The sequence below is a fragment of the Sulfitobacter sp. PS-8MA genome, assembly GCF_040933935.1.
Taxonomy (GTDB): domain Bacteria; phylum Pseudomonadota; class Alphaproteobacteria; order Rhodobacterales; family Rhodobacteraceae; genus Sulfitobacter.
On sequence record NZ_JBFQYJ010000006.1, the window covers coordinates 177,258 to 202,403 of the forward strand.

Here is a 25,146-nt window from a genome sequence, read left to right on the forward strand (position 1 = left end):
GCACCCCCCTTGCGCTACCTCCGCCCAAAACTACGGGAGCGGACCATGAAGCGAGCAGCGAGCCTTATCAGCCTTTTGGCAATCTTGGGTGGCTGTGCCGCTTTGCCGGGCGGGGGCAGCTATTCGGGTAAAGGCTCGGCCGATGTGCGGGATGCGGATTTCGGCGCGCTGTTGCATTTTGGCGAAGTGGCGCGGGTCTGTGATGCCAAGGGGCGCGATCTGGGGCAGCAGGTGAATGAGACGGCGGTGCGGGGCTACCGTCTGTATGATTCCCAGCCCGGCACGTCAGGCGCGCGCAGCTATTATATCACCGGCTTTTCCGACGGCTGCCCGCGCCAGCTGACCGCGGCGAATGTCCTGCTGGCCGGGGCCTCTGACTATGAGCAATTCCGCTTTGGCCCCGCGGGCGAAGACCTGCCCTATGGCGCGACCGATGCCACCTATGAGCAGATCAAGACAGAGGTCTGCGGCGCCCGGCGCGGGCAGCCCTGCGGCAAGCGCATCGCGACATTGGACAGGACCACCTTTTTCGTCAGCGCCTATGAGCGGTTTGGCGAGACATCGCGCTGGTCAGAGGTCTTGGTTCACGACGGGGACGTCATGGCGGTGGCGGTGAAATCCGCGCCGTAAAGCGTGAGGTTAGTAATGCGGCGGACGTTCATTGCCCAGCACCACCGCCCCGCCGCTTGAGGCATCGCGCTCGCCCTCGCGCTGCATCAGCATATGGACCCGGCGGTTCAGGGTGACGATCTCTTCTTCCTGCCGTGCCACGACTTCCGAGAGGTCTTCGACACTGCGGGTCAGATGGGCGATCTGTTCTTCGAGGCGGTCGGTGATGTCTGACATGGGGGCATCCTTTTTCTCGGGCTTAGCATGGCTTGGCAGGCCGGGACAGGGGGCGCTGCTTCCCCAAGGTATCTCCGGCGGGATTGAGCGAAGCGGCGGCGTTACTTGCCCTCACGGGGGGCTTGGGCTAGACGCGAGGCCAATTGATGCACCGAGGATCCTTGCTATGGCAAAGCCCAAGAAAACCCCCCGTCCCAAGGCGCAGACCCCAAAAGGGTTTCGCGATTACTTCGGGGCCGAGGTGACCCATCGGGCCGAGATGCTCTCGAAGATCGCGGCGGTCTATCAGCGTTATGGGTTCGATGCATTGGAAAGCTCAGCCGTGGAGACGGTGGAGGCGCTTGGCAAGTTTCTGCCCGATGTGGACCGCCCGAATGAGGGGGTCTTTGCGTGGCAAGAGGATGCGGAGGGCGACAAGCCCGGTGACTGGCTGGCGCTGCGCTATGATCTGACGGCGCCCTTGGCGCGGGTCTATGCGCAGCATCGCAACGACCTGCCGATGCCCTACCGCCGCTATGCCATGGGGCCGGTCTGGCGCAACGAAAAGCCCGGGCCGGGACGGTTTCGGCAGTTCTATCAATGTGATGCGGATACGGTGGGCGCGCCTTCGGTGGCGGCGGATGCTGAGATTTGCGCCATGTTGGCCGATTGTCTGGAAGAGGTCGGCATCGCACGCGGCGATTATGTGGTGCGGGTGAACAACCGCAAGGTGCTCAATGGGGTGCTGGAGATGGTCGGTTTGAATAAGGAGTATCCGGCGGACAACAATCTTCGGGGCACTGTCGAGGCGGCATACTCGCAAGTAATGAACCAAGCCCTTAATCGAGCAATTAACGCGGATGATGTGCTGAGGACGATCGACAAATTCGACAAAGTTGGCATCCAAGGCGTATTCGAGCTTCTTACCTCAGGACGGAAGGACCAGTCTGGCGCATTTATTGATGGTGTCGGATTGCCTGAAAACGATGCGCGTCTCGTTTTGAACTTCCTGACAGCGAAAGGAAGTTCAAATGCGGATACTATTGCCAATTTGAGGAAGGCTGTTGCGGGGTCGGAAATTGGTAATGTTGGCGTCGATGAACTGGAACTGATTTCGGACCTGCTGGCGGCGGGTGGCTATGGGCCTGACCGGGTGGAAATCGACCCGTCGGTCGTACGCGGTCTTGGCTATTACACCGGCCCGGTGTTCGAGGCCGAACTGACCTTCGAGATCAAAGACGAAAAGGGCCGCGCGCGGAACTTTGGCTCGGTCGCGGGGGGCGGGCGTTATGACGATCTGGTCAAGCGGTTCACCGGGCAGGAAGTGCCCGCGACCGGTGTCTCGATCGGCGTCGACCGGCTGCTGGCCGCACTGGCCGCAAAAGGGCGTCTGGCGGGTGAGGCCACCGGGCCGGTCGTCGTCACCGTGATGGACCGCGACCGCATGGCCGATTATCAGGCCATGGTGGCCGAGCTGCGGCAGGCGGGCATCCGGGCGGAGGTCTACCTTGGCAATCCCAAGAACTTCGGCAACCAGATGAAATATGCCGATAAGCGCCAAAGCCCGGTCGTCGTCATCGAAGGGGGTGACGAGCAAGACCGCGGCGTGGTGCAGATCAAGGACATGGTGCTGGGCGCGCAGATGGCGCAGGACGCCAGCCATGACGAATGGAAAGAGCGCAAGAACCAATATGAGGTGGCGCGCGGCGATCTGGTGCAGGCGGTGCGCGATATTCTGGACCGGACAAGCTGATGCCGACACGTTCCGAGACGCTGGCCCGGGCGGCCAGCCTGCGCGCGATCTTTGAAGCACAGGGGGCGGCTTTGGTCGAGCCGCCGATCTTGCAACCTGCGGATACTTTGCTGGACCTCTATGGCGAGGACATCCGCGCGCGCGCCTATGTCACCTCGGACGCGCTGCGCGGCGAGCAGATGCTGCGGCCCGATTATACCGTGCCGGTGGTGCAGATGCATATGGCGCATGGGGCGGAGCCGGCGCGCTATACCTATTCGGGCGAGGTGTTTCGCCGGCAGGAACATGACCCGAACCGGCCCAATGAATATATTCAGGTCGGCTATGAGGTCTTTGACCGGGTCGACCCGGCGGCGGCGGATGCCGAGGTTTTCGCCCTGATTGCAGAGGCATTGCAGGGGCTGCCGGTGCGCCCAGTGACCGGTGATATCGGTGTGCTGATGGCGGCGGTACAGGGGCTTGAGACCTCGCCCGCGCGCAAACAGGCACTGATGCGGCACATCTGGCGGCCCCGGCGCTTTCGCGCCCTGCTGGACCGCTATGCCGGGCGCAGCCCGGTGCCCGCCTCACGCCAGGCCTTGCTGGCCGAAGGGGGCGCGGATTGCGATGCGCCGATGGTGGGCCTGCGGACCCGCGCCGAGATCGACGCCCGGGTTGCGGCCCTGCATGAGGATGCCAAGACCGCCCCGATCTCGGAACAGCAGGTCGATCTGTTCGATGCCCTGCTGGAAGTGCGCGAGACCCTGCCCCATGCATTGAGCCGCCTGCGCGATCTGATGGTGGACATGCCCGCCATTGCCAATGCGGTCTCTGGCGTGGCCCGGCGGGCCGAGGCGATGCGCGCCCGGGGGATCGACACGGATGCGCTGATTTTCGAGGCCAGCCACGGGCGCTCTTCGATGGAATATTACGACGGTTTTGTCTTTGGCTTCCGGGCCGAGGCGCGGCCCGATCTGCCCAATATCGCCAGCGGCGGACGCTATGACGCGCTGACCCGGCGGCTCGGGCAGGGCGATGAGATCCCGGCGGTGGGCGGCGTGATGCGCCCCGGCTTGATGCTGGAACTGGAGGCCGGACAATGACGCTGAAGCTCGGGGTGCCCTCCAAGGGGCGGCTGATGGAAAAGACCTTTGAATGGTTCGGCGCGCGCGGTGTGAGCTTGCAGCGCACCGGGTCCGACCGTGAATATGCGGGCAAGGTCGAGGGCATCGAAGACGTGTCGCTGGTGCTGCTTTCGGCCGGGGAAATCCCGCGCGAACTGTCGGCGGGGCGGATACATCTGGGGGTTACGGGCACCGATCTGGTGCAGGAGAAACTGGCGCTTTGGGACCAGCTGGTCGAGCCGGTGGAAGAGTTGAACTTTGGCCATGCCGATCTGATCATCGCGGTGCCGCAGGCTTGGGTCGATGTCGACACGCTCGACGACCTCGACGCCGCCGCGGCAGCCTTTCGCGCGGAACATGGGTTTCGCCTGCGCATTGCCACCAAATACCACCGGCTGGTGCGGGAGTTCCTGCGGACCCATGGTGTGGCGGATTATGCGCTGGTCGACAGCCAGGGCGCCACGGAGGGCACGGTGCTCAATGAGACCGCCGAGGCGATTGCCGATATCACGTCAAGCGGGGAGACATTGCGGGCCAATCACCTCAAGATCCTCAGCGACGGGCTGATCCTGCAATCGCAGGCGACGCTTTGGCGCTCGCGCATGGCGCCTTTGGAAGATCACAGCCGTAAAGCGTTGAAAACCCTGATCGCGCAGCTGACCTGACGTAGCGTCATAGCGGCAGGTTTTTCCCTTCCCTTCCATATGATTGCACCTTCCGAGCCTCCCCGGCTCGGGAGCGCTTTGCCCTGCGACCCATCAAGAGACTTGCGGGATGGCGCGCTTCGGATAGGGTGAAGGGATCAACAGGCCCTATGCTGAAGCCCCGCCAAAAGGGGTGCAGCGCGGGACATAGGGAGGATCCGTCGATGATCGGATGTCGTCTGCCCCGTGGGAGGGGCCGAAGCTGTCGCCGCATGGGAGTGGGCGATTGCTGAAAATCGAAGATCTGCATCTGTCCTTTGGCGGGATCAAAGCGCTACAGGGTGTGAATTTCGAAGCAAACGCGGGCGAGATCACCGGCGTTATCGGCCCGAACGGGGCGGGCAAGACCTCACTTTTCAACGCGATATCAGGGTTCTACAAGCCAGACCGGGGGCGGGTCTCCTTTGAGGGGCGCGATATCACGACGCTCAGCCCCGACAGGCGCGCAGGCCTCGGGCTGGCGCGGACGTTTCAGAATATCGCGCTGTTTCGCGGCATGACCGTGCTCGACAATATCAAGCTCGGTGGCCACACGCGGCTCAATACCAGCGTCTGGCAGGCGCTGCGCTATTTCGGGGCGGCGCAGAAGGCGGAACTGGAACTGCGCCGCGAGATTGAAGAGCGGGTGATCGATTTTCTTGAGATCGACCATATCCGCAAATACCCGATCACAATGTTGCCCTACGGCTTGCAAAAGCGGGTCGAGCTGGGCCGTGCGCTGGCGATGCGGCCGCGGGTGTTGCTGCTCGATGAGCCGGTGGCTGGGATGAACCGGGAAGAGACGGCGGATATGGCGCGTTTCATTCTTGATGTGCAGGAGCAGTTCGGCACGACGATCCTGCTGGTCGAACATGACATGCATATGGTGATGGATATTTGCAGCCGCATCGTCGTGTTGAACTTTGGCCAGCAGATCGCCAGCGGCACGCCGGAGGAGGTCTCGAACAACCCGGCGGTGATCGAAGCCTATCTGGGGGCCGCGGCATGACGATTTCTTTTAAAGAAATCGGGCCGGAATTTTCAAAAAGTTCCAGGGCTGTGGAAAGGGAGGCGCTTTGATGGGGCAGTTCGTGCAATTTGCCATTAACGGTCTGATGGCCGGGGCGATTTACGCGCTGATCGCCGTGGGGATCGTGAGCGTCTATAAGGCGACCAAAGTGGTGAACTTCGCGCATGGCTATCTGATCATGTTCGGGGCCTATTTCTATTTCACCTTCGCGGTAATCGTCCCGGGCCAGCCCTGGGCGCCCGCGTGGCTGGCGTCGTGGCAACCCGCTTGGATGGTTGAGATGCGGGGCGAGTTGCCGATGTTTTCACCCGTGGCGGCGGTGCTGGATTGGGTGGCGAACCTGCCGCGTATCCTGCTGGGGCTTCTGGGCGCGCTCATCTGCAACGCCATACTGGGGCGGATCATCGAGCGGGTGTTGATGCGGCCGCTGATGGGGCAGTCGATCTTTGCGATGATCATGGTGACGGTGGGGCTGATCTCCATCCTCTCGGGCGCCGCGCAGCTGATCTGGACGGCGGATGCCGCCTCCGTGCCCTATATCGCGCCCAATATGCCGATCCGCTTTGAGCTCTTCGGTACGATGATCTTTCTTTTCGGTACCGATCTGGTGAACATGGCCGTGGCGCTGCTTCTGTTCGGCGGGATCGTGGCCTTCGTGAAATTCACCAAAGGCGGCATCGCCATTCGCGCCACGGCTGAGGACCAGTCAACGGCCTATTCGATGGGCATTTCGGTGCCCAAGGTTTTCTCCCGCGCTTGGGTATTGGCCAGCACGACAGGCGCCATCGCGGGCGCGATCCTCGCCACGCGCAACGGGATTTCCCCAAGCCTTGGGCTCTTCGGCTTTTCGGTACTGGCCATCGTGCTGATGGGCGGGCTCGACAGCTATGTGGGCGTCTTGATCGCGGCGATGGTGGTTGGCGTGCTTGAGGCCATGACCCAATGGAAGATGGGCGGCGGCTGGGCCGAGATCGTGCCCTATGTCACCGTGCTGATCGTGCTGGTCTGGCGGCCGCATGGGCTGATGGGCCAAAAAGAGGTGGAGCGGATATGATCAACGCGAACCTCAAATCGACCTATGCCGCCGATGAGCGGGTGCTGAACAACCGCTACAAACAGGCCTTCGTCTATGCGACGATTGCGGCGCTGGCGCTGTTTACCCTGTTTGGCAATGACTACCTGATCCTCATTGCAAGCCAGATGGGCATCCTGCTGATCGCGGTGGTGGGGATCAATATCCTGACCGGCTACACCGGGCTGGTCTCGCTGGGACATGGGGCTTTCGTCGCCATTGGCGCCTATGCGGTGACGATCTTTGGCAACCTCGGCGCGGGGGTGATCCCGGCGGGGCTGATGCCCTTTATCTCGGTGCCGCTGGCCGTGACGCTGGCGGCGCTGGTTGGCGTGCTGGTCGGGCTGCCGAGCCTGCGGGTCAAGGGGCTTTACCTTGCCGTGGCGACGCTGGCGGCGAATTTCATCGTGATCTTCTTGATCGAAGAGGACCTCTTTGCACCCTGGACCGGCGGCATGGTGGGGATCAACACCCATGTGCCGAACCTGCTGGGCTGGGAGCTGGAGACCAAGCGCGAGATGTTCGGGCTAATTGCGGTGGTGGGGCTGGTCTCGCTTCTGGCGGCGCAGAACCTGATCCGCACGCGGATCGGGCGGGCTTTCATCGCGATCCGGGACCGGGACTACTCCGCCGAGATCCTCGGCATTTCGCTCTTGCGCTACAAGCTGATGAGCTTTGCGCTTTCCGCCGCATACTGCGGTCTGGCGGGGGCGCTTTTTGCCTATTTCTATGCCCGTATCCTGCCCGAACAGTTTGAGCTGGCGCTGTCGCTCAACCTTGTCGCCGCGCTGATCATCGGCGGGATGGGGCGCACCATGGGGCCGGTCTTTGGCGTGATCATCGTCGTGATGGTGCCCGAGGTGATCAAAGTGCTCTTCGGGGCGCTGGCGGGCGATAGCGGCGGGGCAGGCCAGCTCCGCGCGCCGCTACAGCAGATCGCCTTTGGCGTCCTGCTGGTGCTCTTCCTGCTGAAAGAGCCCTTGGGCATCAACCAGATCGTCGACCGTATCCTACGCGCCGCAAACAGATGGCCCTTTGCGCGCGGATAAGACCACCGAAGGCCACTTTAGGGAGAAGACCAGATGACCATGAACCGCCGATCTTTCCTCGCCACCAGTGCCGCAGCCACGGCGATCACCGGCACGCCGATGATCCTGCGCGCGCAGCCCAAAGAATATGTGCTCGGCGCATCCCTGCCCCTGACCGGGCCATTCGCCACCGCAGGCCAATTGGTTGCCCCGGTCTTTGCCATGGCCGCGAAGCTTTTCAACGATGAGGGCGGGGTGGCGGGCACGCCCATTCGTTTCGTGACCGAAGATTCGGGCTATGTGCCGCAGAACGCGCTGAACAACTACCAGCGCGCGCTGGCTTCGGAAGGCAAGAACATGATCGGCTATTTCGCGGACAGCACCGGGGCGATGAAGCTGATCGCGCCAGAGCTCAAGGGCGAGAATGCGCGGATCATGGGCTCGACCTCTTTCGCCTCTGAACTGGCGGACCCCGCGACGCACCCCTATCAGTATCTGAGCGGCCCGACCTATCAGAGCCAGTTTGATATCCTGTTGCAGAACATCAAGAACCAGGGCGGGCAGAAGGTGGCCTTCATCTTCTCCAACACGGAATTTGGCCGCGACCCGATCGAACATGGCCGCAAGACCGCCGAGGAGCTGGGCCTTGAGGTCGTGCTGGAGGAAAGCACCAAGGCCGAGGGTGCGGACATCCCGACCCATGTCACCAAACTGGCGCAGTCGGGGGCGGATCATTGCATTTTGCAGGGCTATGTCACCGGCGTCTGGCCGCAGCTTATCGGCGGCGCGCGGCAGTTTGGCCTGCCGGTACAATTCAAGGGGACGTTCTGGGGGATGGAGAAACTCATCGCCGACCGGATCACCGCCGAGGCGGGGCCCTTCCTTGCCGGCTATGAGGGGGTCATGCCCTACCGCTATTTCTATGACCGTGAAGACGCGCCGCGCTATCAGCAATATGCGGCGCTGAGCAAGGAGATGTTCGCCGGCACGCCGCTGGAAAACTACATGTCGACCTGGGCGATCCAGACCATGTGCGGCCTGGAAATCGCCATGAAAGCCTTTCGCGACACGGCAGAGGCGGGGCAGGAACTGACCGCCGACAATATTGCCGAGACCCTCGCCGGGATCTCCGACTGGGACACGGGCGGTTTCTTCGGCGGGCCGGTGAGCATGGAGAACAATGCGATCGGGACGGGGCGGGTCTATGGCTACAACCCCGAAGATGGGTTGTTCACCCCGAAATCGGACTGGTTCACCGTTTGAGCGCGACAGGTTCGGGGGCGCGGCCCCCGGACCCTCGAAATATTTCTGGCCAAAAAGAGAGAGGGCGCGCGGCGTGCTGACCATCGAGAACATCGAAGTGACCTATCATCACACGGTGCAGGCGTTGCGCGGGCTGTCTTTGGAGGTGCCGGACGGCAAGATCGTGACACTGCTGGGCACCAATGGCGCGGGCAAGACCACCACGCTGAAAGCCGCAAGCAACCTGCTGGCGCTGGAGAATGGCGAGGTGGGCGAGGGGCGGATTTCCTTCAAGGGGCGGTCGATCATGACGGTCCAGCCTGATCGTCTGGTGCAGCAGGGGTTGTTCCACGTGCGTGAAGGGCGGCGGATTTTCAGCGAGATGACGGTGGAGGACAATCTGATCGCCGCCTCCTATGCGCTGGATCGGCGGCAGGCCAAGCCGGACTACGACAAGGTCTATGCCTTCTTTCCGAGGCTGAAGGAGCGGCGGCGTCAGATCGCAGGCTATCTGTCGGGCGGAGAGCAGCAGATGCTGGCCTTTGGCCGGGCGATGATCGCGCGGCCTGAGTTGATCTTGATGGATGAGCCGTCACTGGGCCTCGCGCCCAAGGTGGTGGCTGAGATTTTCGACACGATCAAACGGCTCAATGCCGAGGACGGCACCGCGATCCTGCTGGTGGAGCAGAACGCGGGGGTGGCCTTCTCGGTGGCCGACTACGGTTACATCATGGAAAGCGGCCAGATCGTGATGGAGGGCGATGTGGAAAAGCTGCGCGGCGACAAGGACATCCAGTCTTTCTACCTTGGCATGGGCGAAGAGGGCGGCGCCCGGCAGTCTTTCCGCGATGTGAAACATTACAAACGCCGCAAACGCTGGCTCAGCTAGGGAGACCGCCATGGCATTTGATGAGTTCAAGGGCGATTTCGCGCCGCTGGTGCGCATGGTGCATAACCACGCCAACAACCGCCCCACCGGCGTGGCGATGCGGCAAAAGGAATTCGGCATCTGGAATGAGATCACCTGGGCGGGCCTGCAGGAGATCATGCAGGCCACGGCGGCGGGGCTGGTCGATCTGGGGCTGACCCCGGGGGGGCATGTTGGCATCCTGAGCGAGAACCGCAGTGAATGGGTGCAGGCGCAGTTTGGCATCAACGCGGCGGCGGGGGTTGTGGTGGGGATGTATCCGACCAGCCCGGCGGCGGAGTTGGAGCATCTGGTGAATGCCTCTGACACCACGGTGCTCTTTATCGAAGACCAGGAGCAGTTGGATAAGATCAAGGAATTGGAGGGGCGGGTGCCGCAGCTGCGGCAATTGGTGATTTTCAACCCCAAGGGCACGACCGGCGAAGACCTGATGGGGCTGATCAGCTTTGACGATCTGCTGGCCCGGGGCCGGGCGCGGATCGCGGGTCTGGCGGGTGATCTGCACGCGCGGCAGGCGGGGATCAAGCCGGAGGACACGGCGATGATGGTCTTCACCTCCGGCTCCACCGGGCCACCCAAGGCGGCGGAAATTTCCTATGGCAACATTCATGCAGGCGTGGCCGTGGCGCGGGATGTTTTCGGGGAGTATCCACCGGGGACGGATGTGCTGAGCTATCTGCCGCTGTGCCATATTGCCGAACAAGCGGTGACGGTGATCAACGGGTTGGCGCAGCAGTTCGTGATGAACTTTGGCGAGAGCCTGCGGACCATCACCCTTGATCTGCGCGAAGTGGCGCCGCAGGTGTTTTTCGGCGTGCCGCGGATCTGGGAGAAGATGCAGGCGGGGGTCTTGGTGCAGGCGCAGACGGCAGGGCGGCTCAAGGGGCCGCTGACCTTGATGGCGCTCAAAGGCGCGCAGCGGCGGGGGATGCTGCGGCGCGACAGGTGGCGCACGCAGGACCGGATCGCGAACGCCTTTTGGGATGCGCTGATCTACCGCCATATCCGCAGCTATCTGGGGTTGGGGCGCACGAGCTTTGCGATCTCTGCCGCCGCCCCCATCAGCGCTGAACTGCTGGGGTTCATGCGCGGCATCGGGGTCAATATCCGCGAGGCTTGGGGCATGTCCGAGACCTCCGGCGTGGGCACGATCCAGCGCTCTTGGGGGCAATGTGACGGGCGCATCGGCTTCCCTGTGACCGGGGTGCGGACCAAGATCGCCGAAGATGGGGAGGTGCTCTTTGCGGGCGGGACGATCTTCAAAGGCTACTACAAGAACCCCGCGGCCACGGCCGAGGCCATTCGGAACGGCTGGCTGCACACGGGCGATGTTGGCCGGCAGGAGGCCGATGGTTCGATCACCCTGGTGGACCGCAAGAAAGACATCATGATCAATGCCGCTGGCAAGAACCTCGCGCCCGCGCATATCGAAAACGTCATCAAGGCCAGCCCCTTTATCAAGGAGGTGGTCGCGGTGGCCGATAAGCGGCCCTATGTCACCGCGCTGGTGCAGATCGACATGGACACGGTGCGGCTTTGGGCCGAGGGGCAGGGGATCGCCTATACCACCTTCCGCTCGCTCGCCGAACATCCGAAGGTGCAGGAATTGATCGAGGCCGAAGTGGACAAACACAACCGCGATCTGGCGCGGGTGGAGCAGGTCAAGAAGGTCTGGCTGATGCGCAAGGAGCTTGACCACGACGACGGCGAGGTGACGGCGACAATGAAAGTGCGCCGCGCCAAGGTCTATGAAGCCTATGCCGGGGAGATCGAGGCGCTTTACGGCTGAGCGGGGTCAGAGCACGCCGATCTCGGCCAGCGCGCGGTTCAACTCGACCGGCAGATCGGCCTCTTCTTCGCGGCCTTCGGGCAGATCAGGGGGCGCATCCGCGGGGGTGAGATAGCGCCAGCCCTGGAAGGCGCGGCGCAGGCTGTTCTGGGTCCGGATGATCTCGGGGTCGAGCACGATGGCGCAGCGGCGGATGCCATCGGCGCGGGTGATTTCCTCCAGTCGGATGATCCGCTGCCGGGCCTGAATGACGCCTTTGATGACCCAATAGATCGACCCGCCATTGAGAATCTCCGCCTCCCGCTTGGGCCACATGCGGGTGACATGACGCGGCAGACCGTCGTGGGTCCGCACATCCTTGCGCGCCTGCCATTTGGCGAGGCTGTCGACGCCTTCGGTGCCAACCGACAGCTTTATAAGGTTAATCTTTCCGGTCACTATCGCCCCCCAGCGATTCCATTGATCCACACGATATAAGGTAGTTGGATTTCAATCACATGCAAATTCTTGTATAGTGAGAGGTGAAATTTACGGTTTTCCTTCTGGCAGAGCCTAGCTAATAAGAGCCCCTGCCACTGACCTCAGGAGTTTTCCCATGTCCCGCTTTACCGCCCCGATCGCCGAACAAATCTGGGATATGAAATATCGTTTTAAAGGGGCCGATGGCACCCCCACTGACGCCACGGTGGAAGACACATGGCGCCGGATCGCGCGCGATCTCGCGCAGGTCGAATCGGATGCCGATCTTTGGGAAGACAGGTTCTTTGGCGCGCTGGAGGATTTCAGATACCTCCCCGCGGGCCGCATCACCGCCGGGGCTGGTACCGCGCGCCGGGTGACGCTGTTCAACTGCTTTGTGATGGGCACCGTGCCTGACAGCATGTCCGGCATTTTCGACATGCTGAAAGAGGCCGCACTGACCATGCAGCAGGGCGGGGGGATCGGCTATGACTTCTCCACCATCCGCCCGCGCGGCGCGGATGTGCTGGGCGTCTCGGCGGATGCTTCCGGCCCACTGAGCTTCATGGACGTCTGGGACGCCATGTGCCGCACCATCATGTCGGCAGGCTCGCGCCGGGGAGCAATGATGGCGACGATGCGCTGCGATCACCCGGATGTCGAAGACTTCATCTCCGCCAAATCCGACCCGGCGCGGCTGCGGATGTTCAACATGTCGGTGCTGGTCACCGATCCCTTCATGGAGGCTGTGAAGGCCGACGGGTCCTGGGACCTCGTCTTTGGCGATAAGGTCTACAAGACCGTGCAGGCGCGTGATCTGTGGAACAAGATCATGCAGGCGACCTATGATTACGCCGAGCCGGGCGTGATCTTTATCGACCGCATCAACGCCGCCAACAACCTGAACTATTGCGAGACCATCGCCGCCACCAACCCCTGCGGCGAACAGCCGCTGCCGCCCTATGGCGCCTGTCTGCTGGGCTCGATCAACCTCGCGCGGCTTGTCGCACAGCCTTTCGAGGACGATGCCCATCTGGACCAAGACGCGATGAGCGAGTTGGTCGCCACCGCCGTCCGCATGATGGACAACGTCGTCGACGTGTCGAACTTCCCGCTGCCCGAACAGGCCGCCGAGGCGCAGAACAAGCGCCGCATCGGTCTGGGCGTCACCGGTCTGGCCGATGCGCTCTTGATGGTCGGCCTGCGTTATGGCTCCGACGAGGCGGCGGCGCAGACCGAGGCTTGGCTCAAGGCAATCGCCCGCGCGGCCTATCTCGCGTCGGTGGATCTGGCCAAAGAGAAGGGCGCTTTCCCGCTCTTCGACGCGGAGAAGTTCCTCGCCTCCGGCACCATGATGCAGATGGACGATGACGTACGCGAGGCGATCCGCGAACATGGCATACGCAACGCGCTGCTGACCTCCATCGCGCCCACCGGCACGATCAGCCTCTATGCGGGCAACGTGTCCTCGGGGATCGAGCCGGTCTTCGCCTATGCCTATACCCGCAAGGTGCTGCAGAAAGACGGCAGCCGGACCGAGGAAGAGGTCGTCGACTACGCCGTGCAGATGTGGCGCGAGCTGAAAGGCGACGCACCGCTGCCCGACTATTTCGTCAACGCCCAGACCCTGCCGCCCGCCGACCACGTCAAGATGCAGGCCGCGGCGCAGAAATGGATCGACAGTTCGATCTCCAAGACCATCAACTGCCCCGAGGATATCTCCTTCGACGCCTTCAAGGACGTCTATATGCAGGCTTGGGATCTGGGTTGCAAAGGCTGCACCACCTACCGCCCGAACGATGTGACCGGCTCGGTGCTGAGCGTATCCTCGGAGAAGACCGACAAGGCCCCCGCCGACAGCCCCGATCAGGTCAGCGAAGGCGGCGAGATCGTCTATATGTCCGACCCGCTGGACCGCCCGGCGGAACTGGAGGGCAACACCTATAAGGTCAAATGGCCCGACAGCGAGCACGCGCTTTACATCACGATCAACGACATCGTGCTGAACGGCCACCGTCGCCCCTTCGAGGTCTTCATTAACTCCAAGAATATGGAGCATTTCGCCTGGACCGTGGCGCTGACACGCATGGTCTCCGCCGTGTTCCGGCGGGGCGGCGATGTGTCCTTCGTCGTGGAAGAGCTGAAAGCCGTCTTCGACCCGCGCGGCGGGGCCTGGATGCAGGGCAAATACATCCCCTCCATCCTCGCGGCCATCGGCGGCGTGATCGAGCGCCACATGATCGCCACCGGCTTTATCGCGGGCGAAGGCATGGGGCTGAAGACCGACCCACAGGCGAAAGTTGTTGGCTTGGATGCGCCGCGCGGGAAGTCCTGCCCGTCCTGCGGCCAGTTTGACATGCGGATGGTTGAGGGGTGTATGACTTGTGGGAGTTGTGGGCATAGTAAGTGTTCTTAATGAATCGCTAAGTTCAGTTAGATTCTGTGACTGAAAGCAATTCCAGTCCATTACGCCTGAAGTTTTGACCATTATGAAAGCACTTATTGACCACCGGGATGTTTCTCGGTGGTCTTTTTGGTTTCAGAGGGAATGTGGGTCCGGCGAGCGAGTTATCAAAATCGAAACTCAAAGAAACGAGATTGAAGGGGGTATCGTCGCAAAGGTCCGCCGAACCTTAGCTGCCCCAGGCTAATAAGATGAGCTTATAATAACCGGAACGCGTTGCCCTCGCCTCTCGGGCTCATTGGGCTGCGCGCAGCCAGCCTCAGAGCGTTCCCCGAGCCAAATTGGAAGGAGCCACGGCTATGCCATGGCCCCCTTGTTCTGCCTGCTCAGTTAACTCTGTTATCCCCGGCGCTCCGCAAGACCCCAAGTGAAGCAAGCGCGGCCATGCCGCTGGCACCGGGAACGGGCCTCCGCGCCGACCTTCCGAAGGGTGGCCCACCTACGTCATTCGAGAACAGCCCGGGCCGCGAGATGATCACTGACGAGCCACGCGTGGCGCTGCATCTCGTTGAGGTGATTGAACAGGATTCCTATCTTGCGTCCCAATTCAGAGCCGCCGATCTCGTAGGGGTGGCCTTCTTCTGTGTGGTGGACCACAGGCACGCCACCCACATCCTTGATGAAGGTATTGAGGCGCTCCAACACGTCTTGCGCAGTATCGAGTTTGTGCGGCGTGAAGAGGTCTTCGACAGACAACTTGCAAGTAGCATCGATCGCAAAGCGGAGCGACAGAGGCAGAGCGTCGCGCACGGAGTGGATTGCGTTGCGCAATTTGCGCTGGCATGCGATCGCTCGGGCAGCGGATAGTTCCACGTCGATATGAATGGTATTCGAGTTCACGAGTGTTCTCCTGTAAACGGTGCCAGTCGGTTTCGGCACGTCAAGCTGGCGCACAGAATGCGCCAGTCGCTCCTATAGCCAGGCGCGCGCCTCCCGGAGGCCTTCGAGCAATAGGCAAATTTCCTCGATGACAGGGCTCATAGGATCGATCTCAGCGAACCGTTCGGCCTCGATCCGATCGAGGTCATGAACATGCTCAAGCCCGAGAAGGCTCTCCATGGCGTCCAGTCCACGACGCATATGAGTGGTGGTGCACGGTGAAACACACATGTCGTCGATAAGGCGCTGCACGCGCGCTTCAGCCTCGCGGCCGCCTAAGAGCCGTGCAGCCGAGCAAAGGGCGGCGGCGTTGGACAGAACGAAGGCGGCAGGGAAGGGAGTGGAAAGAAAGTCACGAGGCATTGGCCATCTCCTTTTGGGTGCTGGCCCAAAGTGGCCAGCGTCAAGACCCGCGGCACCTCATCCGGCGCTTCAACAAGGAGATTGGCTATTTTGTGTTGAGACGAAATGCGGCAAGTGGATTTGCTAAAACCGAGACATTCCCGGCAATGTCCAGCAGAGCGTGGGTGTGTCCTGAACTTTGTGTATCCGGGCCGGTCTATGCGGTTTGGGATACTCAAGCGTCGAAGCGCTCGCCGAACATTATGGCGAAGTGATTGCGGGCCGCAAACCATTCCCGAACATTTCTGCCATCCTTCTCAAAGTTGCGGATGGCCAGATAGATCAGCTTGGTCGCAGCCTCATCCGGCGGGAAGGTCCCACGCGTCTTGATGGATTTCCGGATCACGCGGTTCAGGCTCTCTATGGCGTTCGTGGTGTAGATGATCTTGCGGATCGCCGGATCGAAGGCAAAGAACGGGATCACCACCTGCCATGCCCGACGCCAGGCCGGCGCGATCGAAGCGTATTTCCCGGCCCATCTCTCCGCGAGGGCATCAAGCTCGGCCTCGGCCAAATCGGCGGTCAAGGCGCTGTAAATTCGGCGCAGGTCGACGGCCAAGACTTTGCGGTCTTTCCAGGAGCAGAAATTCAGGCTGTGGCGCACCAGATGCACGATGCAGGCCTGGAACGTGGCATCCGGAAAGGGGCAGTGATGGCCTTGTGAAAGCCCTTGAGCCCGTCCTCGACGGCGATCAGGATGTCATGCGTGCCCCGGTTCTTCAGCTCGTTCATCACCGAGAGCCAGAATTTGGTTCCCTCGTTCGCGGCGACCCAGAGGCCAAGAACGTCGCGCTGGCCCTCGCGGGTGACACCGAGGGCGACATATACCGCCTTGTTCTTCACTGCCCGGCTGGCGGCATCGCGAATCTTCACGCGCAGCGCGTCGAAGATCACGATCGGATACATACGCTCCAGCGCCCGGCTATGCCATTGCCGAACCTCGTCCAGAACGACGTCGGAGACACGGCTGATCAAGTTGGGTGAGACCTTCAGGCCATAGAAGTCGAGCAGATGGGCCTGGATGTCCCGGACCGTCAGCCCGGCTGCCTAGAGCCCGGTGATCTTGTCATCCATCGCGTCGATCCGGGTCTGGCCCTTCTTCACCAGTTCCGGCTCGAAGCTCCTGTCGCGGTCGCGAGGCACCGCCACCGGCATCTTGCCGTCCTGCCCCTTCAGCACCTTGGTCGAGACGCCATTCCGGCGATTGCTCTGACCCGGTGGAGCTTCTTTGCCCTCTTCATAGCCAAGCTGCGCCGTCAACTCGGCGCCGAGCATCCGCTTCATGAGCTTGATCTTCAGCTCTTTCATCAGTCCGGCCTCGCCGGGCGCCAATTTTCTGCATCGAGTGTCCTTTCTGTGGGCCATCAGCCCGCCGATATGGCTATCTCGCAGAAATGAGGCCCCGATCACCCGGACGGGAAATCCGATCTATTCAACGGCATTCGCGGGCGTGTTCGACATTGGATCGCCGCGCCGAGCCTCGCTGATCGTTCCTGTCGGCGTGCGCGACGCACGCTCAGAGATGATGTCTTCGATCCTGAGGGCCAGCAGTTCCTTCTCCGCATCAATCATCAGATGCAGGTCGGCCTCGAACTGATCCCGGTTCATGAGTTCGTCGATCTTGACGATGGCGTAGTCCATCGAGAACCAGCCGACGACCGCTCCTACCACACCACCGACTGCCGCTCCCGGCGGACCTCCGATACTGCCGACAGCCGCCCCCGCCGCGGCTGCGCCGCCCGCACCGAGGGGCTTGGCCGCAGTCTTTGCTGCCACCTTTGCAAGTCCCTTCACGAGCACCTTGCCGAGCGCGGCCGCAGCCGCCTTGGCGCCGATCGCCCCCACACCGGCAGCCATGATCTCGGACGGCAGACCAATGCCGGCGCGCGAAATGGTATCGTCGATCGCAAGTCGCGTCGCTTCGCTGATGATCGCCTCTTGCCCCAGCGTCAGACGCCCGGCCTCGACCTCCTCTTCGATCTCATCGCGGAAGGTGCGCTCATAGACATCCCCCACGTCGCCCAGGGCATTCTCGAGCCGCGGGTTAAACCCTGAGAACAGCCGGTCCTGCATCGAGCTCGAGACCGCGCGGAATGCCGCCTCGGTCAGTTCGACATATTCACCCAGCACGGAATAATGGAAATCGGCATAGGCCGGAACGGCCTCATGCACCGGCATGAAGACATCGTCCAGCCGCGCCCGCAGCTCCACCGTCGCGGCGTCCACTGCCGCCTCGGAGGCACGCCTGGCCCATCCTTCAATCACGCCTTCAGGAACGTCGAGGACCGGGGGCTCCGGCGCCTCGACCGACACCTCCACATGTGTCTCTTCGAGTTCTCTCAATGAGATCTGGACGCCATGATAGGCCGCGAAGACAAGTGCGAGCATCAGCCCGAGCAATACCACGATTGTCAGCACGAAAGCCCGCCATGCCGTCGTCGGGCGGCGGGGTTTTGGCTGAAGCTCCGTCTCGACACTCATGTCGCCTCCTCGCTCCGCATCAGGGCCACGCGACAATCGAAAGTCAGCTTGGCAATGCTCAGATAGATGACGGCTCCCTTGAAAAGGAACAAAAGAACCGGCAATCCGGCTCGGAACCCATCCTGGGCAAGGAGCCAATAGATGAAAGCGTCGGCAATCCGCAGCACCGAGAGGACCTCAAACGCCAGCGCGTGATGACGCGGCAATCCCTCCAGGGCTGCGGATATCGCCCCCGAGAGGGCAGGCGTCTGCGCATAGGCCGGAACCGGCAGGACCCAGAAGGCAAAACCCATGGCCAATCCGATGATTGGCAGCACCGCCACCCCAAGGGTCGCAGGCCCGACAACACTCAGTCGAAAGTGCGGGCGCAAATGCACCCAGCTTGCGCGCTCCGCCACGAGGCTCACCAAAAGAACCCAAGCCCCGGCAACGCCGGCCAGCAGGATCTCCGGCCCAGACGCCGTGATGGCAAAATATGCGGCAATGGGCAATGTGCCCGCCGTGCCCATGACCGCGGCCATGGTTGATCCCATTTTGCCGGTCAGAACGCTTGCCAAAGGCGACTCCGGCTCGATCGCGGCGCTCAGAAGCGCGCGCCTGGCCGCAGGGCCACGCGATAGCCGCCAACAAGGGAAAGAATGCCAAGCAGGCCGAGACAGCCGAGCCCCAGGCCCGGAAATTCTCCCACCCCGTAAAAACCACGCCACCCCAACAGGGTGGCGGCGAAAAACACGAAAGCGAGATATGTCGAGCGCAGATCCATACAATGAACCTTTGCCAGAATGCGCCAAGTCAAAACAGAAAATAGTTCTTTCGAGGCCCACTTGTCTTTTTCGACAAGGCCGCATCCGTCTTGGTAGCCCGGCCTGGCGGGGCCCGTTTTCTTCGGGTCTCGAACCACAAGGACCCCAATGGACATCACCCTTGCCGTCAAGAGCGGCCCCGATCCCGAAGCCTGCGTGCCCGTCGTGGGCCTGCCTTTCGCTGACTACGACCGCGTCGCCGAAGAGATCGCTTTCGATACCGCCCCGCGGATTGAGTTGGTCTCAGACAACCCCTATGACCCGCTGGCCATCAAGGTCTGGTTTGACGGTGCCGCGGAGCCTGCACGGATCGGTTTCCTGCCGCGGGATTTCACTCGAGCCCTCAGGCTTGCCCTCGATCTGGGGGAGATCACGAAAGATGTTCGGGTCATTCGTGAAGGCAGCCTCGCTTTTGGCGTGCCGGCCGACATGCTGGTGGCCTTTTGAAGGCAACCGCGCCGGCCGAGCTGCTCCCTGGAAGGCGCCGCCTGAAAACAAAGCACCAGATGGTCGCTCCGGGTAAGAGAAAAGTCTTGGTATGCTCATCGGATCGCGTTTCCCGCGCGAGCTGTGGCCGGCCTATTCCTCCTCGGGGAGCGCCCCGGCAGGCTCCAGGTCGGCATGGGTAAGTTCTCCGGGGTCTGGTTCAGTGCGTGACTTAACCGGTTTGGGCGGCGGCGCCTGCCACGCCTTCAGGTTGACACCAACCAGGTCGTAGAAAATCGGCACGATCCGTTCGACATCCTCGATGAAGGTCCGCCGACCCGAGAAGCGCTTTCCGAGATTTTCGACGAGCAGCACCTCGAAGCTATGCGGTGTCGTATCCGGATTGTCATTCTGGATCGCCGCAGGGTCCTCGCGCAGGCTCTTGAGATCCTTGGTGGTCGGCGCGCTGCGGCCCGGCCAGTGAGCGCGCAGTAGCAGCCGGTCATCATCATCGGGCAGCATGCGCAGCAGCCAGTTCACCCGGGCCTTAGTCGACTTCTTGTCGAGAGGTGCCTTGAGCGACATGGAAACCGCCACCGTCCGGCGTGCAAGATCCACGCAGATATCCATGTCCGAAGCGCAGTTGGGAACGCGCACCACCGAGGTCAGTGTCTGGCTCGACACCAGGGTATCGATCATCGATTTGAGGCGCTGGGCGGGATCTCCTGCGAGCTTGCGTTCGATCTTTGCCGCGACCTCCTGGCCGACATGGCTCGACATGTGCAGACAAAGATCACGCTCCTCGGCGATCCAACTTGCCGCGAACGCCTCAACCTCCGGGGCGCTCTTCTTGAGTGCCTCGTCGTTCAGCACCGATTGGGTCACGTCCTTCCAGGTCGGCGCCATCTGCGTGAAGCATTCCACGCCGGTTGCCGGATGGGCCAGGAAGTGGTTCAACTGCCGCAGCAAGTAATCTTGCTCGGTGTCGGTTACCGCCTCTTGGTATTCGAGAATCTCGCATACCGTCGCCAGCCAGGACCATGACCAGTGGAAGAGATCAACCTTTCGTAGGAGCGTTTTTGACACCGCGACCGGCGAATGATCCGCCCGCGCCACGAACTCGTTCGAGACGGTGACCACTGCGTCGATCCCGTTCGCCTTGGCAAGCTCGAGATACTTCTGGACCTGCTCCTGCGTGAGCTCATTGCGCCCGATCTTGGCCTCGATCAGCGCTGACCATTGGGTTCGGCCGGTATCGACGAAGATAAGCCCATCCGGCCGACAGCCGTCCGCAACCGTCTCTTTCAGAACCACCTCGGTGAAGGCCCGAACCCGAGTCCTTTTACCGACGCGCACGCCCACGGTGCCCAGCACCTCCTCCGACATTGCCGGGATCTGCGTCATCACCGCGAGAAAAATGGTTGCGGCACGTTTTTCCTTACTGGTCTCCGCGAGGATCGGAAACAGCCGAGCCTCGTCACCGCTCACTACGAAATCAGGTAAATCAACCATTATTGTCCCTCTTCAAATTCTAACAAGCCTACCCCCAACCGAGCTTTCGATTCAACGTCTGCGTGGGGGCGAGAAGGCAGCGCGACAACGCTGCTCGGTCAAATGCAATTCCTCCATGCCAATTTGAGTGATTTCCGGGCGGTCTCATCCAAGCTGTTGCCTTCGCGAAAGCCGCCCCATGACACGAGCCGCGTCGAGGCGGAATGATATTTCCTCCACATCCGATATCAGTGACTTCGAGCCGTCCACGAGCGCGGTCACGAAGAACTTCCCATCGCCGTAGCGCAGCTTGAGATCACTTCGTCCGACCAGGTATCGCTTGCCGTCGAGCGTGGTCCCGATGCCCTTCAGGGGCAGATCCTCCGGGTCTGGACAGGAGGGCGTCACCAGATTCATCGTGAAGAGAAGCCGGGCGCGCCCATCACAGGTCGAGCAAAAGGCCGTCACCTGTTCCGAAACCTCGCGGTCTGATTGTGTTTCGAAAGGCCGTAGAGCAGGTGATCAAACCTGTCGCGAAGTGGGGCGGCCTACGGCAGACACCTACTTTCACTCCTTAGGGCGGGCCTGTAGCATTGCAGAAAATTGAAGCTGAGGTGGGCAATTCGGATTTGACGTATTCATCAAGTGCCGTGAGGCGTATCTGTAAGAACAGGAACTTGGCGATAAAAAAACTTGGCGCCCAAACTGCCCAGCTGCTTCACGAGCGTCTTGCTGATATTGCCGCTGTCGACAATGGTGGCGAGCTACAGCTACTCCCTGGTATATTTGCTCTCGATGACGATACTGGTGCTGTGACATCTTCTTCCGGAGCCTCACTCGTGCTAAGCGCTGAACAGGGGCACTTGACGGCGCCGCGAAACTCCTACGGTCGGATCGACTGGGCAGAGGTTCTGCGCCTCAAGGTCTTGTCGGTCGGAGAGCAGTGATGAAAGCCGTAACTGATTACCAAACGGACTGGCCTCAAAGCCCAGGGGCAACCATCGTCTCGTTAGCGAAGAGTCAAGGGGAAATCCTGACGGCACTGTTCGAAGAACTCGGTCCAGAGTTCATGGATGTTGTGCGGCATGGGAAAAGAATCTCTCCTCATTTGGCAAGTTCCCTTGAAGAACGGCTCGGCGGTAGCAGAGGATTTTGGCTGCGTCGCGATGCCGCTTTTCAAAAGGCGAAGGCGGAATCGAGCGCTGAAACAGAGACCGAATGGGTAAGAGAAATACCCTATGCTGATATTGCGAATCTCGGATGGCTTCCCAAAACACGAAATTTCAATGAAAAGTTAAACAATCTCTATGACTTTTTCGAATGCGATAATCTGAGGGAATGGCGAAATATTTACGGGCAGACACTTGAGAGAGTAGCATTTCGCACTTCTTTTTCCTTCCAGAACGATGCGAGCGCGACTCTTTCTTAGTTGAGAATGGGTGACATCCTCGCAGAAAAAATCGATGCAAGCGAGTTCGATCCGGACCGGCTTCGAAGCCGACTACCGCAGCTGCGAGGGCAGTGCCGAAAGGCGTCGCCGAATGTATTCCTGTCGAACGTTCGCCAGATCCTCTCCGAGGTTGGAGTTCGGTTCGTTGTCGTGAGGTCGCCGAAAGGCTGCCGTGCCAGTGGTGCAACCAGAATTTGTAGAGGCGGACAGGCTACCCTCCAGATGAGCTTTAGATACCTCTCAGATGACCATTTTTGGTTTACCTTCTTTCATGAGATTGGCCATTTAGTTCTGCATCGGGATAGCGAGATGTTCTTGGAGGGCGATTTTGTTGAGAGGGATCAAGCGGAAATAGAGGCAAATTCTTTCTCATCCGAAATCCTGATCCCTGCAAAGTATAGGGAAAGGCTCGCTTCGATACCGAAGGGCAAGCGTGATATCATGAGGTCTGCGTTTGAGATAGGAATGTCTCCTGGCATCTTGGTTGGTCAAATGCAGTGTGAACAAGCATGCAATTTTGACCCCGTAGAGGGGTGATCGGCGTCCAAAAATGACCCCCTTACACTGATGTGGATAATGCCCCCGAGGCTATCGGGGAGCACAGTGTGGGATGTTGGTTGTGGAGACGATTGCGAAGATCCGGCGGGCGTATTTTCAGGACAAGAAGCCGATTAAGCAGATTTGCCGGGAGTTACGGGTATCGCGGAACACGGTGCGCAAGGTAATCCGATCCGGTGTGACGGAGCTCACCTACGAGCGGACGGTCCAGCCGCAGCCGAAGATTGGGCCCTGGAAAGACAAGCTCGACGAGATGCTGTCAGTGAACGCGCGCAAGCCCAAGCGTGAGAGGCTGACCCGGATTAGGGTCTTCGAAGAACTCAGAGCCCTCGGATATGACGGCGGCTACGATGCTGTCCGGCGCTACGCGGCCTCATGGTCCAAGGAGGAACAGGGGGCATCAGCCGCTGCCTATGTGCCGCTGACCTTCGATCCCGGTGAGGCCTATCAGTTTGATTGGAGCCATGAGATCGTGGTGATCGATGGCGCGACGACGACAGTGAAGGTGGCGCACGTCCGCCTTTGCCATAGCCGAATGCTGTTCGTACGAGCCTACCCGCGCGAGTCACAGGAGATGGTCTTTGACGCCCACGACAAAGCTTTTGCCTTCTTCGGCGGAGCCTGTGCTCGGGGGATTTACGACAACATGAAGACGGCGGTGGATACGATCTTTGTCGGTCGCGACCGCGCCTATAATCGCCGGTTCCAGCAGATGTGCGGACATTACTTGGTCGATCCGGTCGCCTGCACCCCCGCCTCGGGCTGGGAGAAGGGACAGGTCGAGAACCAGGTCGGCGTTGTCCGGCGGCGGTTCTTCGTGCCGCGACCGAAGTTTAAAAGCTATGCCGAACTGAACGCTTGGCTTGAAGACCGGTGCGTTGCCTGGGCTCAGTCCAACCCGCACCCCGAGCTCCGGGATCGGACAACTTGGGAGGTGTTCAAGCAAGAACGAGCCAGCTTGGTGCCGTATGTCGGCCCCTTCAATGGCTTCCACGCGCTGCCTGCCTCGGTGTCCAAAACCTGCCTCGTTCGGTTCGATAAGAACCGCTACTCGGTGGATGGTCGAGCCGTCGGACGCCCAGTTGAGATCCGTGCTTATGCCGAGCGAGTCGAGTTCTGGCAGGACGGTAAGATTGTGGGGCAGCACGACCGAGCCTTCGGCCGCGATAAGTCGATTTACAACCCGCTGCACTACATCCCTGTTCTGGCTCGCAAACCGGGCGCGCTCAGGAATGGTGCGCCCTTCAAGGACTGGGAGCTGCCGCCAGCAATCAGGCGTGTGCAGCGCAAGCTTGGTAAGGTGCCGAACGGCGACCGCCAGATGGTTCAGATCCTGAGCATGATCCCAACCGACGGGCTGGATGCCGTGGATGCCGCTTGTGCCGAAGCCCTGAATGAAGGGGCTCACGCCGCCTCCGTCATCATTAACATCTTGGCCCGGCATCGTGAGCCGCCGCCGCCGTTGACCATCGATACGCCGGACGCGTTGCGGCTGACTTGCCAGCCCGTGGCCGATTGCCAACGTTACGACAGCCTCAGGAGACCCAACCATGGAAAGATCACAAGTGCTGGATGCGATGAGCCAGCTGAAGCTCTACGGCATGAAGGCCGCCTACGATGAGATCATCACGACAGCAGTGAAGCGTCAGCACGAACCGCAACAGATCGTCGGCGACCTCCTGCACGCCGAGATCAGCGAAAAGCAGGCGCGTTCGATCAGATACCAGATGAGGATTGCCAAACTACCACTGGCCAAGGAGGTCGATGAGTTCAGCTTCGAGAACACGCCGGTCAACGAGACGCTGGTGCGCGATCTGGCCTCCGGAGAGTTCCTTGAACATCAACGCAACGTCGTGCTGATCGGCGGCACCGGGACCGGCAAATCCCATCTTGCCGTGAGCATCGCCAGGGCCTGCATCCGCCGTGGTAAACGCGGCCGCTTCTTCAACATCGTCGACCTTGTGAACAAACTCGACGCAGAAGCCCGGGCTGATCGCCAGGGGCGCACTGCGGATCTCTTGTGCCGCCTCGACTTCCTGATCCTCGACGAGCTCGGCTATCTCCCCTTCGCCCAGACTGGCGGTCAGCTGCTGTTCCACCTCGTCAGTCGCCTCTACGAGCGCACGTCCATCATCGTAACGACCAACCTCGACTTCGGTGAGTGGCCATCAGTCTTCGGAGACGCCAAGATGACGACAGCACTGCTCGATCGCCTTACACACCACTGCGACATCGTCGAAACCGGCAACGAGAGCTGGCGCTTCAAGACCCGCGAATGAC

General features: G+C 61.1%; 25 protein-coding genes and 1 pseudogene. 16 read left to right on the forward strand and 10 right to left on the reverse strand.

Going from position 1 to position 25,146, the window contains the following annotated elements:
• Positions 1 to 45 precede the first annotated feature (45 nt).
• The gene (locus tag AB4M76_RS04760; protein WP_368440663.1) at positions 46 to 630 is read left to right on the forward strand and encodes a hypothetical protein; all 585 of its coding nucleotides are present in this window, start codon (positions 46 to 48) and stop codon (positions 628 to 630) included.
• A 9-nt stretch (positions 631 to 639) separates the two neighbouring features.
• Here AB4M76_RS04760 and AB4M76_RS04765 read toward each other — a convergent pair whose 3' ends face one another.
• On the reverse strand, positions 640 to 846 hold the full coding sequence (locus AB4M76_RS04765) for a SlyX family protein (protein ID WP_368440664.1): 207 nt from the start codon (positions 844 to 846) through the stop codon (positions 640 to 642).
• Between the two features lie 166 nt (positions 847 to 1,012).
• On the opposite strand from AB4M76_RS04765, the gene hisS reads away from it, so the two are divergent.
• From hisS to AB4M76_RS04810, 9 genes are all read left to right on the forward strand, one after another.
• Positions 1,013 to 2,578, forward strand: a complete 1,566-nt coding sequence (gene hisS / locus AB4M76_RS04770; protein WP_368440665.1) for a histidine--tRNA ligase — start codon at positions 1,013 to 1,015, stop codon at positions 2,576 to 2,578.
• Positions 2,578 to 3,660, forward strand: coding sequence for an ATP phosphoribosyltransferase regulatory subunit (locus AB4M76_RS04775; protein ID WP_368440666.1), 1,083 nt, complete (start codon positions 2,578 to 2,580; stop codon positions 3,658 to 3,660). The genes hisS and AB4M76_RS04775 overlap by 1 nt, the downstream gene beginning before the upstream one ends.
• Positions 3,657 to 4,346, forward strand: coding sequence for an ATP phosphoribosyltransferase (gene hisG / locus AB4M76_RS04780; RefSeq protein WP_067260848.1), 690 nt, complete (start codon positions 3,657 to 3,659; stop codon positions 4,344 to 4,346). Before AB4M76_RS04775 ends, hisG begins: the two co-directional genes overlap by 4 nt.
• 211 nt (positions 4,347 to 4,557) lie before the next feature.
• Positions 4,558 to 5,373: an ABC transporter ATP-binding protein gene (locus tag AB4M76_RS04785; RefSeq protein ID WP_368440667.1), complete on the forward strand. Its 816-nt coding sequence runs from the start codon at positions 4,558 to 4,560 to the stop codon at positions 5,371 to 5,373.
• Positions 5,374 to 5,455: 82 nt separating this feature from the next.
• Positions 5,456 to 6,448: a branched-chain amino acid ABC transporter permease gene (locus AB4M76_RS04790; protein ID WP_368440668.1), complete on the forward strand. Its 993-nt coding sequence runs from the start codon at positions 5,456 to 5,458 to the stop codon at positions 6,446 to 6,448.
• Positions 6,445 to 7,515, forward strand: a complete 1,071-nt coding sequence (locus tag AB4M76_RS04795) for a branched-chain amino acid ABC transporter permease (RefSeq protein ID WP_368440669.1) — start codon at positions 6,445 to 6,447, stop codon at positions 7,513 to 7,515. The genes AB4M76_RS04790 and AB4M76_RS04795 overlap by 4 nt, the downstream gene beginning before the upstream one ends.
• Before the next feature lie 33 nt (positions 7,516 to 7,548).
• Positions 7,549 to 8,757, forward strand: a complete 1,209-nt coding sequence (locus AB4M76_RS04800; RefSeq protein WP_368440670.1) for an ABC transporter substrate-binding protein — start codon at positions 7,549 to 7,551, stop codon at positions 8,755 to 8,757.
• A gap of 73 nt (positions 8,758 to 8,830) precedes the next feature.
• On the forward strand, positions 8,831 to 9,625 hold the full coding sequence (locus tag AB4M76_RS04805) for an ABC transporter ATP-binding protein (RefSeq protein WP_368440671.1): 795 nt from the start codon (positions 8,831 to 8,833) through the stop codon (positions 9,623 to 9,625).
• 10 nt (positions 9,626 to 9,635) lie between these two features.
• Positions 9,636 to 11,453 (forward strand): long-chain fatty acid--CoA ligase, encoded by a 1,818-nt coding sequence (locus tag AB4M76_RS04810; RefSeq protein WP_368440672.1) that lies wholly within the window; start codon positions 9,636 to 9,638, stop codon positions 11,451 to 11,453.
• A gap of 6 nt (positions 11,454 to 11,459) precedes the next feature.
• Here AB4M76_RS04810 and AB4M76_RS04815 read toward each other — a convergent pair whose 3' ends face one another.
• Positions 11,460 to 11,891 (reverse strand): DUF1489 family protein, encoded by a 432-nt coding sequence (locus AB4M76_RS04815; protein ID WP_368440673.1) that lies wholly within the window; start codon positions 11,889 to 11,891, stop codon positions 11,460 to 11,462.
• A gap of 157 nt (positions 11,892 to 12,048) precedes the next feature.
• On the opposite strand from AB4M76_RS04815, the gene AB4M76_RS04820 reads away from it, so the two are divergent.
• Complete coding sequence (locus tag AB4M76_RS04820; RefSeq protein ID WP_368440674.1) at positions 12,049 to 14,328, forward strand: adenosylcobalamin-dependent ribonucleoside-diphosphate reductase; 2,280 nt, start codon at positions 12,049 to 12,051, stop codon at positions 14,326 to 14,328.
• Positions 14,329 to 14,820: 492 nt separating this feature from the next.
• On the opposite strand, the gene AB4M76_RS04825 is transcribed toward AB4M76_RS04820, so the two are convergent.
• The 6 genes and pseudogenes from AB4M76_RS04825 to AB4M76_RS04850 all read right to left on the reverse strand — a co-directional run bounded on the left by AB4M76_RS04825 (position 14,821) and on the right by AB4M76_RS04850 (position 19,057).
• The gene (locus AB4M76_RS04825; RefSeq protein ID WP_368440675.1) at positions 14,821 to 15,216 is read right to left on the reverse strand and encodes a hypothetical protein; all 396 of its coding nucleotides are present in this window, start codon (positions 15,214 to 15,216) and stop codon (positions 14,821 to 14,823) included.
• A 72-nt stretch (positions 15,217 to 15,288) separates the two neighbouring features.
• Entirely contained in the window at positions 15,289 to 15,618 is a 330-nt protein-coding gene (locus AB4M76_RS04830) for a hypothetical protein (protein ID WP_368440676.1), read from the reverse strand.
• A gap of 214 nt (positions 15,619 to 15,832) precedes the next feature.
• Positions 15,833 to 17,022 (reverse strand): annotated as a pseudogene (locus tag AB4M76_RS04835) (IS256 family transposase).
• Positions 17,023 to 17,085: 63 nt separating this feature from the next.
• Positions 17,086 to 18,138: a hypothetical protein gene (locus AB4M76_RS04840; RefSeq protein ID WP_368440677.1), complete on the reverse strand. Its 1,053-nt coding sequence runs from the start codon at positions 18,136 to 18,138 to the stop codon at positions 17,086 to 17,088.
• A complete protein-coding gene (locus AB4M76_RS04845; protein ID WP_368440678.1) occupies positions 18,135 to 18,695 on the reverse strand; it encodes a hypothetical protein in 561 nt (186 codons plus the stop codon). The genes AB4M76_RS04840 and AB4M76_RS04845 overlap by 4 nt, the downstream gene beginning before the upstream one ends.
• Positions 18,696 to 18,721: 26 nt before the next feature.
• Complete coding sequence (locus AB4M76_RS04850) at positions 18,722 to 19,057, reverse strand: hypothetical protein (protein WP_368440679.1); 336 nt, start codon at positions 19,055 to 19,057, stop codon at positions 18,722 to 18,724.
• Here AB4M76_RS04850 and AB4M76_RS04855 point away from each other — a divergent pair.
• Positions 19,050 to 19,388, forward strand: coding sequence for a hypothetical protein (locus AB4M76_RS04855; RefSeq protein ID WP_368440680.1), 339 nt, complete (start codon positions 19,050 to 19,052; stop codon positions 19,386 to 19,388). The genes AB4M76_RS04850 and AB4M76_RS04855 overlap by 8 nt on opposite strands.
• A 132-nt stretch (positions 19,389 to 19,520) precedes the next feature.
• Here AB4M76_RS04855 and AB4M76_RS04860 read toward each other — a convergent pair whose 3' ends face one another.
• Both AB4M76_RS04860 and AB4M76_RS04865 read right to left on the reverse strand, forming a co-directional pair.
• Positions 19,521 to 20,879, reverse strand: coding sequence for a hypothetical protein (locus AB4M76_RS04860; protein WP_368440681.1), 1,359 nt, complete (start codon positions 20,877 to 20,879; stop codon positions 19,521 to 19,523).
• Positions 20,880 to 21,023: 144 nt separating this feature from the next.
• Positions 21,024 to 21,275 carry a hypothetical protein gene (locus AB4M76_RS04865; protein WP_368440682.1) on the reverse strand — a complete coding sequence of 84 codons (252 nt, stop codon included), beginning with the start codon at positions 21,273 to 21,275 and terminating at the stop codon, positions 21,024 to 21,026.
• Positions 21,276 to 21,804: 529 nt separating this feature from the next.
• On the opposite strand from AB4M76_RS04865, the gene AB4M76_RS04870 reads away from it, so the two are divergent.
• From AB4M76_RS04870 to istB, 4 genes are all read left to right on the forward strand, one after another.
• Entirely contained in the window at positions 21,805 to 22,287 is a 483-nt protein-coding gene (locus AB4M76_RS04870; RefSeq protein ID WP_368440683.1) for a hypothetical protein, read from the forward strand.
• Between the two features lie 243 nt (positions 22,288 to 22,530).
• Positions 22,531 to 22,845, forward strand: a complete 315-nt coding sequence (locus AB4M76_RS04875; protein WP_368440684.1) for an ImmA/IrrE family metallo-endopeptidase — start codon at positions 22,531 to 22,533, stop codon at positions 22,843 to 22,845.
• A gap of 73 nt (positions 22,846 to 22,918) precedes the next feature.
• Positions 22,919 to 24,487: an IS21 family transposase gene (istA, locus tag AB4M76_RS04880; protein ID WP_368440053.1), complete on the forward strand. Its 1,569-nt coding sequence runs from the start codon at positions 22,919 to 22,921 to the stop codon at positions 24,485 to 24,487.
• Complete coding sequence (gene istB / locus AB4M76_RS04885) at positions 24,417 to 25,145, forward strand: IS21-like element ISPkr1 family helper ATPase IstB (RefSeq protein WP_317388941.1); 729 nt, start codon at positions 24,417 to 24,419, stop codon at positions 25,143 to 25,145. The genes istA and istB overlap by 71 nt, the downstream gene beginning before the upstream one ends.
• The last annotated feature ends 1 nt before the right edge of the window (position 25,146 follow it).

Coding starts and splice junctions, on each gene's coding strand:
- hisS (WP_368440665.1), top strand. CDS start 1,013: ATGGCAAAGCCCAAGAAAACCCCCCGTCCCAAGGCGCAGACCCCAAAA.
- AB4M76_RS04875 (WP_368440684.1), top strand. CDS start 22,531: ATGAGCTTTAGATACCTCTCAGATGACCATTTTTGGTTTACCTTCTTT.
- istA (WP_368440053.1), top strand. CDS start 22,919: ATGTTGGTTGTGGAGACGATTGCGAAGATCCGGCGGGCGTATTTTCAG.
- AB4M76_RS04820 (WP_368440674.1), top strand. CDS start 12,049: ATGTCCCGCTTTACCGCCCCGATCGCCGAACAAATCTGGGATATGAAA.
- AB4M76_RS04830 (WP_368440676.1), bottom strand. CDS start 15,618: ATGCCTCGTGACTTTCTTTCCACTCCCTTCCCTGCCGCCTTCGTTCTG.
- AB4M76_RS04775 (WP_368440666.1), top strand. CDS start 2,578: ATGCCGACACGTTCCGAGACGCTGGCCCGGGCGGCCAGCCTGCGCGCG.
- AB4M76_RS04840 (WP_368440677.1), bottom strand. CDS start 18,138: ATGAGTGTCGAGACGGAGCTTCAGCCAAAACCCCGCCGCCCGACGACG.
- AB4M76_RS04850 (WP_368440679.1), bottom strand. CDS start 19,057: ATGTCCATTGGGGTCCTTGTGGTTCGAGACCCGAAGAAAACGGGCCCC.
- AB4M76_RS04785 (WP_368440667.1), top strand. CDS start 4,558: ATGTCGTCTGCCCCGTGGGAGGGGCCGAAGCTGTCGCCGCATGGGAGT.
- AB4M76_RS04870 (WP_368440683.1), top strand. CDS start 21,805: ATGAAAGCCGTAACTGATTACCAAACGGACTGGCCTCAAAGCCCAGGG.
- AB4M76_RS04795 (WP_368440669.1), top strand. CDS start 6,445: ATGATCAACGCGAACCTCAAATCGACCTATGCCGCCGATGAGCGGGTG.
- AB4M76_RS04800 (WP_368440670.1), top strand. CDS start 7,549: ATGACCATGAACCGCCGATCTTTCCTCGCCACCAGTGCCGCAGCCACG.
- AB4M76_RS04855 (WP_368440680.1), top strand. CDS start 19,050: ATGGACATCACCCTTGCCGTCAAGAGCGGCCCCGATCCCGAAGCCTGC.
- istB (WP_317388941.1), top strand. CDS start 24,417: ATGGAAAGATCACAAGTGCTGGATGCGATGAGCCAGCTGAAGCTCTAC.
- hisG (WP_067260848.1), top strand. CDS start 3,657: ATGACGCTGAAGCTCGGGGTGCCCTCCAAGGGGCGGCTGATGGAAAAG.
- AB4M76_RS04810 (WP_368440672.1), top strand. CDS start 9,636: ATGGCATTTGATGAGTTCAAGGGCGATTTCGCGCCGCTGGTGCGCATG.
- AB4M76_RS04865 (WP_368440682.1), bottom strand. CDS start 21,275: ATGAATCTGGTGACGCCCTCCTGTCCAGACCCGGAGGATCTGCCCCTG.
- AB4M76_RS04860 (WP_368440681.1), bottom strand. CDS start 20,879: ATGGTTGATTTACCTGATTTCGTAGTGAGCGGTGACGAGGCTCGGCTG.
- AB4M76_RS04765 (WP_368440664.1), bottom strand. CDS start 846: ATGTCAGACATCACCGACCGCCTCGAAGAACAGATCGCCCATCTGACC.
- AB4M76_RS04760 (WP_368440663.1), top strand. CDS start 46: ATGAAGCGAGCAGCGAGCCTTATCAGCCTTTTGGCAATCTTGGGTGGC.